The following is a 10,851-nucleotide window of genomic DNA, read 5'->3' as shown; positions in this document are numbered from 1 at the left end:
AGACCGAGACCGAGACCGAGACCGAGACCGAGACCGAGACCGAGACCGAGACCGAGACCGAGACCGAGACCGAGACCCCGGCTGAATATCCGCAGGCCCCAGTGGTGCAGGAACATATCGTTGAGAAACGCGGCGGCTTTGTTCCGGCGCTGCTTGGCGGTGTGCTGGCGGCGGTGATCGGATTTGTGGCCGGCAAGGGCGATGTTCTGGATGGTTTCCTGCCTCCTGCATTGCGCGGCGCGAGCGTCGATCTCAGCCCCATCGAGGCAGAGCAGGCGGATTTGAAATCCGAACTGGCCAAGCTGAAGGGAACGGTTGCCGAGATCAAAATGCCGGATCTTGCGCCGCTGAACGCGCGTCTGGACGCCGTGGAAGGCGCGATTGATGCGGCGGCGGCCACGCCCTCTGCCAGCACGGAGCTACCCGCAGATGTCGCGCAGCAGCTCCAAGAGCTGACCCGGCGCGTTGACGCGCTCGAAGCACGCCCGCTGAGCGAAGGCGCCTCGGCCGAGGCGGTTGCGGCCTTTGAAGCCGAGCTAAACCGGGTGCGCGACAGCCTGTCCCAACAGCAGGACGAGGTGAAGCGTATGGTGTCGGAGGCGCAGGACATGGAGCGCGCCAGCGCCGAAGCCGCGCGTATTGCCTCGGCGCAAGCCGTGGTCGCGCGGCTGCGCTCCGCGCTGGATGCGGGCACGCCTTATGACGCGCTGGTGAATGAACTCTCCACCCTCAAGGTCACTCTGCCGGATGGGCTTCAGGGCGCGGCAAGCACCGGCGTTGCCACGCTCGCCGGGTTGCAGGACAGCTTTGCCCCCGCCGCGCGCGCCGCATTGGCTGCCGCGCGCGAAGACAGCAAGGGCAGCGGCGGGCTGATGGCCTATGTCAATCGTCATCTGGGCGCACGGTCCGTGACCCCACGTGAGGGCGACGACCCCGATGCAATCCTGTCCCGCGCGGGCGCGGCGGTGGCCAGTGGCAAGATCGAGAAGGCCTTGACGGAACTCGCTGCCCTGCCAGACAGCGCCAAACCCGCGCTCGCCGCCTGGCAAACCGCCGCCCAAACGCGCCTCGCTGCCGAGGCGGCTGTAGACGCGCTCTCGCAAAGCCTGAACGCCAATTAAGGACGTCGCCATGCTCTGGTCATTGTTGAAAATTCTCGTATTCGTCGTGATGGTGGCGCTGCTGGCCTTTGGCGCTGGTATGCTGCTGGAAACGGCGGGTGGTGTGCAAATCACCGTCGCTGGCACCGAATATACCCTCGGGGCGCTGCAATCGGTGTTGGCGCTTCTGGCGCTGATGGCGGTGACCTGGCTGTTCTTCAAGCTGCTGTCGCTGCTTGTGGCCACTTTGCGGTTCCTCAACGGCGATGAGACCGCCCTGTCGCGCTATTTCGACAAGGGGCGCGAGCGCCGCGGCTATAAGGCGCTGGCCGACAGTCTGATGGCACTGGCGGTGGGCGAGGGGCGCACCGCCCTGGCCAAAGCGGCCCGCGCGGAACGCTATCTGCAAGATCCGGCGCTGACCGATCTGATTGTGGCGCAGGCGGCCGAAATGGCCGGCGATACCCATAAGGCGGCAGAGGCCTACAAGCGTTTGCTGTCGGATCAATCGACCCGTTTTGTCGGCGTGCGCGGGATCATGAAGCAAAAGCTGTCGGAAGGGGATACCGAGACCGCCCGGCAACTGGCCGAAAAGGCGCTGGCGCTGCGGCCCAAACATGAAGACGTGCAAGACACGCTTCTGAAGCTCCAGGCGCAGGCCGAAGACTGGGCCGGTGCCCGCAAGACGCTTGCCACCAAGCTCAAGACCGGAACCCTGCCGCGTGAGGTGTTCAAACGTCGCGATGCGGTTCTGGCGCTGTCATCCTCCAAGGCGTTGCTGGCGGAGAATGCCACGCCGGAACAACAGGAGCAGGCGATCGAGGCCAACCGGCTCTCGCCCGATCTGGTGCCCGCCGCCGCGCTTGCCGCGCGCAGCTATATCGCCCGGGGCAAGCCGCGCAATGCGGTGCGAATCCTGAAAAAGGCCTGGGAGGCGCAACCGCACCCGGATTTGGCACATGCGTTTGCCGAAATTGCCCCAGAGGAAACCGCGCAGCAACGGGTCAAGCGTTTCGAGCAGCTGCTGCGGCTGCACCCGAACCACGACGAGACCCGCCTGGTCAAGGCGGAGCTTTTGATCGTCGCCGAGGATTTCCCGGAAGCACGCCGCGCGCTGGGCGATCTGGTGGATCGTGCGCCCGATGCGCGGGCGTTGACGCTCATGGCGGCGATCGAAAAAGGCGAAGGTGGCCCCGATGTGATGGTCCAGGGCTGGCTGACCAAGGCGCTGACCGCGCCACGCGGGCCGCAATGGGTCTGTGAGAATTGCAACCACATCCACGCGTCATGGGCGCCGACCTGCGAAAATTGCGCGAGCTTTGACACGCTGACGTGGAAGCGCCCGGAGACCCCGGATTACAGCTCTGCCACCGGTATGGCGATGTTGGCCTTGACCACCAATCAAAAAACCGCGGGGACGGGTGCGCTGACCATTATCGACCCTGAGCCGATCACCGAAGCCTCCGAGGATGACGCGGCGGACGAGAGCAATGCTGCTGAGGCACCGGATCAGGACAGCAAAGAAGGCACCGCCTAAGCTCCTGAAACCAAAGACCTGTGGCAGCGTTCTGCTCTGCCGCAGGTGCACTGCGCGAGCTGCTCGGACGATATCTACGCATTTTCTGAACACGCACGATCTTACCCCGGTCACGAAGCAAAGCGCCTGCGTGGATGATCAGCGTGGGGGCTTTTATGGAGAATGTGGTGCCTCAAGAGGGCAACTAAAAACGTTTAATAACAAGAGAAAATGGATGAAACACGTAAAATATGCGTACATCAACCACATCCTTGAAGCGTAGTACCAGTGGTACACGCTCCGACAACTGAGCCTAGCAGGACCCTGTTACGCAAACATCAGCGCCTTGTGTTCGAATCCTGCACCTCATTTCCCTCCATGGCATCTTCAATTCCCTCCATGGCATCTTCAATTCCCTCCATGGCATCTTCAATCGCTCGATCAATCGATTGCTCAAACTCCAACTGCATCTCAATCTGTGACCCATCAGGTACCGAAAGACGGTCATACATTTCTCTAATTGGAACTTGGGCAATGGGCGTCATACTGCTTCCTGCTTCACCACCCTCGTGGCCCAAAATAGAGGCAACCAATGATTTCGCGGCTGCATGATCGTCCAACAAACCAATCACGATAGGCTTTTGAGCCAACCACCTCTTCTGCTCGGTTTCACTAATCTGTACTGGTAAGGTCTTCGCGAGTATCCGCACCGCCACCGCTCGCGCTGTTTCATTTTGCTGCTCAGCCTCTACGGATAGGATGGAAAGCGCGATCCGTGCAAACTCTGCATCGCTCTTTCTCCCCTCCACATAGTAGGTAACAGACACGGCAACCAATGAAACAACCCCAGCGACGGCTGCGGAAATGAACGCTGAAAAAAGAGCCGAGAAACCATCACCTCCCATGACTGATGCACCCTTTGTAGTCGCCTTTTCACCTTGAGACTTCTCGGTATTCTTGAGTTGCTCAATCTCCCGCCTTAGAGACACAAGATCGTCAATTGCCAAATCAATACTCTCTGATGTCAAAAGTATTCCCTCTAACTCCGCCTTTTCCATGACTGCTACCAATCCCATCGCCAAGGCAAGGCAAAGTTGCTACCGAAGAAACTGGACGTTAGACACATACGGTTTGCCGCTTAGGCGATAGGGCCGTGCCTCAACAATGTCGATGCAGGCGCTCAACCGCAATACGATGATCGCTCAATCCAAACTCTAGAGCTAGGCATTTTTAGATTTCGGTATCGTGCACAAGAATAACACCGACAATCCAATGCGCACCCCGCCGCGATCATCGCTACGTTTTGTCTTCTCAAGCGGAATATGCGCCTAACCCAGTAAATCAATGGGGCTTTCGCCCACTGAGCACCTCGACCTTCCCACCACAGTCCAGAAGCGCGCGCCGATCCCGCGCCCACAGCAGCTCGACCTCCTGATCGGAGAGCCACCGCTCCGGCAGCTGCACCGGCTCCGCACAACGATCGGCGCTTTTAACGGAGGTGATTGAGGCGGCGCAGGCGCTGAGCGCCAAGGCAGCGAGGCACGGCAACAGGATCCGCATGGGCTTTCTCCTCGAGGGTTCTGGCAAGGGTGGCGCGGGCGCGTTCACTGGCAATGCGGGCGCGATCCAGTTGATTGGCCCGCTCGATCTGCGCGAGCGCGCGGGCCTGATAGCTGGCGCGACAGTCGGAGGCCCCGCGCTGATAGGCAAAGCCCGCGACCACGGCGATCAACGCCAGGGCGGTGACTATGGTGATCGCCCTCACGCCTCCAGCGCCTTCAAACACATAGCGCGCTCTGACATCCGCCGGTTGGTCAGCCCCCTGATCACCCGGCCACCTGCGCGGTTCCAGCGGGGCAGCTCATTGCAGGCCCCGGTGAGATCGCCCGCATTGGCTTTGCGCAGCAATGTGGAGCGGCAGGCGGCAGCGGGGCCGACATTGTAGGTCCAGGATACCAGAGCTACCTTCATGCCGATGGGCACATCTGCGGTGAGGCATCGATCCAGCGCCGCCTCATAGGCGATGATCTCGCGGGCCAGCATCGCGTCACATTCCGCTTTGCTGTAACTGTCACCGGGGTGCACGCCCTTGGTTTCGCCATAACAGACGGTCCAGACGCCGATGACATCGCGGTAGGCTTTTGTCTTGAGGCCCTCCCACTGGCCGATAAAGCTGATCGCAGAGGCAAGGGCCACACTGCCCCCGGCCAGCACGCCAATGGTGCGTTTGCGCACGGCCCCGCTTTCATCGCGCCGGAACGCAGACCACAGGCCGGAGGTTGGCTGCACCAGGATCCGCGCCGGGATGGCGATGAGATTCACCAGGGCGGCGATGCCGGCAAAGATCAAGGGATCAAGGCCCAGAAGATCCGGGCTGACCAGCGAGACAAAGACCGGCAGCACCGAGATCACGGCGGCGAGGATCAAAAGCCGCACCGACCAGGCGCTGGTGAGGGTGGTTTTCCAATTGGGGGTGAGTTTCATGGGGATCTCCATGGCAAAAGAGCCCGCAGGCGGGCTTGGGTGGTTTCAGAATGTTGGGGGGATCAGCGGATCGGCAGGCGCTCCATGCGCTCAAGCCGGTTGTCGATCTTGTTCAGGGTGGAGAGGATCAGCGACAGGCGCTCATCCTGACGTGCAAGCGCGGTCTCATTGGCCCGCACCCGCGAGGTCAGCGCCGCTTGGCGGGCCTCTGAGGCGGTGAGATCTACCCGCAGCCCGTTGATGGTTTGGGATAGCCCTGCGGTCTCACCGCGCAGGGTGGCCACCTGAATGCCCACCCAAAGCCCTGCGCCCACAAGACCGCAGGCCACGGTCCAAGCGAGGGATTTGTTCAGGGTGATCCCACGGTCGCTGTTTTCAATCATGGTCATGGGATGGCCTCAGAGTGCTGCGAGGATAAAGGCAAAGAGCTCATCGTAACGCACACCTTGCCGGTTGTGGTACTCGGCCCCCTCTGGGGCGTCCTCTTCACGGTCGTATTTTCGCAATTCCGTGCGGGCCGGTTCGATGATTTTAACCTCGCCTGTGTCGACCTTCTTTCGCACCTCTTCCACCTTTTCGCGCGTCTCGCCGGTCGGCTCCCCGACGTCATTCAAAACCGGATATGTGTGGACAACTCGCTCAACCACCTCGCGCATAATGGGGGCTGTTTCTGCAGGTATTTCGAACTCAGCCGACCACCATTCATCCCAGCACAGCACGCCATACCGCCACGGGTCCAAACCCTCGTCTTCAAAGACGGCTGCGAGCTCCTGAGCAATCACGCCAAAGTGCCAGCGGGCAGCGTCGCCTTTCTCGGCCACTGCATCACGAATGCGGTATTTCTTCAGGAGGCTTTTGGCGGCCACCGCCACCCGGTGCTCAGCTGCGTCCAAGTCCTGAATGTCGATCTTGCTGCGCGCGTCGGAGGTGTTGATTGTACCTGTTGAAGCATAAACAACATCCCACCGATACGATGCGTTGCCCAAGTTCTGCGTACCGTCATTGGCAGGGCGCAACGTACCGTCAGGCGCAAGGCGCATATTCGACCCGCCCCCGGTATAAAAATTGATACCGCCGTTTGTCCCTGTGCTACCCGTACCGTTCAATAGAAGATCTTGCGATACAACACCGACCGCACCCGTCACGCCGGAGCGCTCAACCGTCATTTTACTATCGGTGACGCCAGTACCTTTGATGTGCAGCGCGGTTGCCGGTGACTGGGCGGTTGCACCAATGCCAAGATACGTCCCAATTGGTACGTTTATATCAATCTCATCTTTCGCGATTGCCATCTGCCGCACGCCCTGCGTCTCAATCAGCAGGGCTGAGTTGGGCATGTTTTCCGCAGGATCGGTCTTGATGTACAAATGCCCGGCGGTGCTGTTGCCGCTCAGGGTGTGTTTGACCCCTGTGTCAGCGTCGGTGATGGCTAAGAATGGGCCGCTGTTTCTGATCTCGACATTCTGGGCCGTTCTGCCGCTTTCATCCAGCACCACCAGCTCTGACCATGGCGTCGGAGCGGCACCGGCCCCGGTTTTGCGCCGGGTCACAATGCGATTGTCACCCGCTCCCCGGTTGACTGCGATTTGCGTCCAGATCTCAGCATTGCGGGGCATGTGCAGCACCAGTGAGTTGCCGAACTGAGGCGGTGTATTCGCCTGTGCGCCATCGCCATAGTAAAGCCCACCGGCAGCGCCGATCTGATCGAGGTCATTGTTTGGTGGCGTCTGCGCATTGCCACCCAGCCCAAACGCGCCGACTTTCATCAAGCGCCCGGCGGTGGTGTCATCCGGGCTTGCCTGCACCGCCGCGCCGCTGATGTTGTCTGCAGCAAGCGATGTGAACTTGGCGGCCGCCGGATGGGTCAGGCCGATGGTGACGCCATTGATCGCGCCCTCGATGGCGGTGACGTTGTTTTCCAAAAACTGGATAAAGGCCAAGAGCTCCTGGCGGTGGGTGGTCGCGAAGTGCTGGAACAACGCATACATCTTGGCGTCAAAATCCGCCTCCGGCGTGCTGCGCTGGGGGATCTCGGGAAAGGCCGAGAAGCTTGGAATGCTCATAGGGGCATTCTCCTATTTGAGAGTTTTCAGGATGAGAGGAAAGACGGACTCGCCCGCCACATCGATGGGCTGGCTGTGATCATCCACAAACCCAAGCCCCTCGATGCCGTAGCCCGGCCCGTCGCCAGAGAGATAAAACGCGGTCGCCAACCCATCGACCTCGGCCACAATATCCATGACCCGCTGCGCCTGATGGGTGGGCACCAAAAGCGACAGATCCACCTTGCGGGTGGAGCCGCGCTTCACCAGGATCTCATTGCCAAAGTCGTCATAGCCTTTGCGGCTGTGACTGACGAAGCGAACACTGGGCAGGTTCAACACCCGCCCCAGAAGGTTGTTGCGCCCCAGCACAATATGACCCACCTCGGCCATGGCCCCATTGGCATCAATGGTGATGTCGATGCGGTGCCCGAGATAGCCCGGAAAGCCGTTGACCACCTTTTGACGGGCATAGACCACACCGCCAAAGAACCAGGTATAGGCGCTGACCACATGGCCGGTGTCGGCCATTTCAAAGCGCTGATCGTAAATCCGCAGCGCCCCATCCCAGACCTCGATGCGCAGGCTGCCCGCCGTGAGGCCAAAGAGCGCAATCGCATCGCAATCCTGCGAGGGCACAATGGAATAGGTGATCTCATTGGCCTGCCGCGCCGGGTTGGAGCGGTTCTGATCAAAGGCGCGCCAGCGGTTGGTGACACTGAGCTCAAGCCAGGCACTGCCATCGTCAATGCGCGGATCCCGCTCGCTGTTGTCATCGATGAGGCTTTCATAAATCCGGTGGGTCTGCGTGGAGATCACCCGCGCCCCCGCCGCATAGACGGTTTCGGCCTGCCACTGCGGGTGATCGTCCTCTGGGACATTGGACGCCACCAGCTCCGCCTCGGTGACTTGCATGGGAGAGAGGATATTGAAGTCCATCAGCTCCGCTCCCCCGGCAGCCCCACCTCATCCCATCCATCCAGATGAGTGGCGATGCGATCCACCAGCATGCGCACCACCTGACCCTGCGCCACCACATGGCGGGTCAGCTCTTCCACCCCCTTTGCCAACGGGCGATTGTCCAGCATGGCCACAGACTCGGCATGGCTGTGAATGCGCGAGGGGCCGGTGGTCTCGATCTCCCAGCCGCGCTCGCCGACAATGCGCGCACCACCCCGATGCGCGCCGCCCCGGGCAAAGGCCGGAATGCCGCCCAGCTCGCGCACCTGGGCGCGCAACTGCTCCAGCGCCTTGCTGCTTTTGGCGTGGCGTTTGTTATAGGCGGCGATCTGATCCTCCAGCCCGCCATCGGCCCAGAAGGCTTTTTTCCAACCGGCCAGATCCGCGCCAGATCCATAAGAGACCCAATCCGCATCATATTGAATGCGACCGGTCTCAGGATCCACATGCAGCTCTGCATCGCGGTTGCCACTGCGGCGCAGCGAGACGCCGGTGCGCTGTTCTAGTGCGGCGATCTGAGCAATGAGGCCCGAGGCCTCGCTGCGATCCTCCAGCCCCAGTGCCAAACCACGCCCCTGCGCCTGCAGTTTGGCGAGCTGCTGCTCGGCCTCCCGCGCGGCGCGATCCGCATCCACCGCATCGCGCAGCTCCGCCAGCATGCCCCGCAGCCGCTCCATCGGCTCCACCAGCTCGCCGGTGCTTTCGACAAGATCGGCAAAGACATCATCTGCCTCCAGCACCACGCCGCCACCAAAGGTGAGCCGCCCGCTGCCTTCGCCACTGCCGATGAGATTGGCAATCTCAGTGAGCTGCGCCACCGTATCCGCCCCTTCGCCGGTGAGTGCCACATTGATGCGGCGCGACAGATTGGCGGATTTGGTCAGCACCAGGGCGCGGGTCTCTGGGTCAAGATCCTGCGCCAGATCCAGACGCAGGCTGCGCCGCAGATCCGCCGCCGTGGTCAGCGCCAGCGTGCGGGTGGCCTCATCCAGATCCGATCCCAGCACCAGATCCAGCGTTGCCACATGCTGTGAGAGCGCATGGGTGGCAATCCAGCGATCCGCTGCGGTCAGATCATCCCGACGAATGATGAAGTCCAATGTGGTGCGTATGCCGGTGTCGGCCTGTTCGACCAAGGCGCGCAGCCAGTCCGGGGCGCTGTCATCCAGTGTCACCGCCACATCCAGCGCGCCCACCAGATCCTCATAGCTGAAGGCCTCAGCGCTCTCGATGGCATCCTGCAGTGCTGCAAGCGAGCTCTCAAAGGCGGCCACCGTGCCATCCCAATCCTGCGCCAGCTCCTGCACGCCTTCGCTCAGCTCAGCCACCTGATCGCCGGTGAGGCTTTCCAACTGCAAGAACGTCCCCAGCGATGTGAGGAGCTCGATCTGCTGCTCATAAAGCCCTGCCAGCACCTCATCATTGCCCGCTTCCAGCTCGGCAATCCCCGCCGCAAAAGCGAGGCGACCCTGCACCTCGGCGGCAATGCGGCGATAATCAAGCTCCGTGCTGGCCGTCTCGCGCGCCCGGCGCAGGAAGGCGCGGGCCAGCTCCGGCAGGTCCGCCGCCGCCGCCATATCCCCCGCCTGCACCTTGGCAAAGGCCGCATCCATCCGCGCGCGCAGGATCGCCTCGGTCTGCCCACCACTGGCCGCCGTGAGCTCCGTGTTGACCAGATCCGCCACAAAGCCGCGCAGGCTCTCTGCGGTGCGCCGCCAGGCCTGTGCCGCATCGCGCGCCTCGGTCACCATCTGCTGTGCGGCCTCGATCTGCACCCCAATCTCGCCGCCGATCTCTTGCGCCAGCCCCGCCAGCTCTGCGGTGAAGGCCCCGACCTTGGGCAGAACATCGCCAAGCGCGCCCGACAGGCGCAGCAGATCCGCATAAAGCGCCTGGCCGCCCTGCGTGGTCAGATCGAGACTTTCCACCAGGGCGCGAAAGCCATCGCGCGAACTGGGCATGGCAATCCCGAGCGCCTCAAACTCTTCCTGCAGGCGGCGCATCAAGACCTCGCTGCGCTCCGCCTCGGTGTAAAAGCCGCTAAAGTAGCTGGAGATCGCCACCGAGAAGGCATCAGAGCCGCCAAAGGCCTCAAGAAGATCAGAGGCCAGATCGGCCCCCTCAAGCGAGACATCAAACTCGGCCCGGCCCAACAGATCCATGGCGTCATTGACGCGGGTCAGACTGCCTGAGAGGCGCGAGAGGGTTTGTGTGGCGCTCTCACCGATCTTGGCAAATTCCTCCGTGCCCAACAGCAGCTCTGCCATCTGATCGCTGGCATTCTCCATATGGGCGGCGAGCTCGCGCTGGATGTCCTCCTGGCTTTTGCCGTTGGTGATGATCTCAAAGCTGGCGCCACGGAAGTCTTTCAGCGCCTCAATGGAAAGACCGAGAGAGCCGCCCATGTCCTCAAGGTGATCGCGCAGGGAGCCAAACTGCAAATCAAGGGCGCGGTCCAGCTCCGGATCCAGACCGCGATACTTGGTCTTGTTGCTGCGGAACCAGCCGCCTTTGTAAAAGTCAAAGGCGCTGCCCTCAAAGCCCGTGGCCCCAAAAGAGCCGCGGATGCCGGAATGTTTGTATTTGCGGCCAAAGGCCTTTTTGAGAAGCGCCACACCGCCCAGCACAATGCCCACCGCAGGCAGGGCGGCCCCAAGCGCGCCAAAGCCGCCCACGGATCCGGAGAGCAACCCACCGAGATTGGCAAAGCTCGAGCCAAGCCCGCCGCCGGAGAACACCCCGCCGAGAC

At 61.8% G+C, this 10,851-nt stretch carries 9 protein-coding genes; 2 read left to right on the top strand and 7 right to left on the bottom strand.

Features of this window, described 5'->3' with window-relative positions; genetic code table 11:
- Nucleotides 1-1,121: COG4223 family protein (locus HCZ87_RS17595; RefSeq protein ID WP_167645885.1), on the top strand; the 1,121-nt coding region annotated here is incomplete at its 5' end.
- Nucleotides 1,122-1,131: 10 nt separating this feature from the next.
- Entirely contained in the window at nucleotides 1,132-2,637 is a 1,506-nt protein-coding gene (locus HCZ87_RS17590; RefSeq protein ID WP_167645884.1) for a heme biosynthesis protein HemY, read from the top strand.
- 317 nt (nucleotides 2,638-2,954) lie between these two features.
- On the opposite strand, the gene HCZ87_RS17585 is transcribed toward HCZ87_RS17590, so the two are convergent.
- From HCZ87_RS17585 to HCZ87_RS17555, 7 genes are all read right to left on the bottom strand, one after another.
- Nucleotides 2,955-3,674, bottom strand: a complete 720-nt coding sequence (locus HCZ87_RS17585; RefSeq protein ID WP_167645882.1) for a hypothetical protein — start codon at nucleotides 3,672-3,674, stop codon at nucleotides 2,955-2,957.
- Nucleotides 3,675-4,105: 431 nt separating this feature from the next.
- The gene (locus HCZ87_RS17580) at nucleotides 4,106-4,381 is read right to left on the bottom strand and encodes a hypothetical protein (protein WP_167645880.1); all 276 of its coding nucleotides are present in this window, start codon (nucleotides 4,379-4,381) and stop codon (nucleotides 4,106-4,108) included.
- On the bottom strand, nucleotides 4,378-5,100 hold the full coding sequence (locus HCZ87_RS17575; RefSeq protein ID WP_167645878.1) for a lysozyme: 723 nt from the start codon (nucleotides 5,098-5,100) through the stop codon (nucleotides 4,378-4,380). The genes HCZ87_RS17580 and HCZ87_RS17575 overlap by 4 nt, the downstream gene beginning before the upstream one ends.
- 62 nt (nucleotides 5,101-5,162) lie before the next feature.
- Nucleotides 5,163-5,489: a hypothetical protein gene (locus HCZ87_RS17570; protein WP_065332164.1), complete on the bottom strand. Its 327-nt coding sequence runs from the start codon at nucleotides 5,487-5,489 to the stop codon at nucleotides 5,163-5,165.
- A 9-nt stretch (nucleotides 5,490-5,498) separates the two neighbouring features.
- Nucleotides 5,499-7,163, bottom strand: coding sequence for a tail fiber domain-containing protein (locus HCZ87_RS17565; protein WP_167645876.1), 1,665 nt, complete (start codon nucleotides 7,161-7,163; stop codon nucleotides 5,499-5,501).
- Nucleotides 7,164-7,175: 12 nt separating this feature from the next.
- Complete coding sequence (locus HCZ87_RS17560) at nucleotides 7,176-8,081, bottom strand: hypothetical protein (RefSeq protein ID WP_167645873.1); 906 nt, start codon at nucleotides 8,079-8,081, stop codon at nucleotides 7,176-7,178.
- On the bottom strand, nucleotides 8,081-10,851 hold a 2,771-nt coding region (locus HCZ87_RS17555), incomplete at its 5' end, for a hypothetical protein (protein WP_167645871.1). The genes HCZ87_RS17560 and HCZ87_RS17555, both read right to left, overlap by 1 nt.

The organism is Phaeobacter sp. HF9A, from assembly GCF_011806385.1.
Taxonomy (GTDB): domain Bacteria; phylum Pseudomonadota; class Alphaproteobacteria; order Rhodobacterales; family Rhodobacteraceae; genus Epibacterium.
This window is presented reverse-complemented; position numbering and strand designations above follow the sequence as displayed.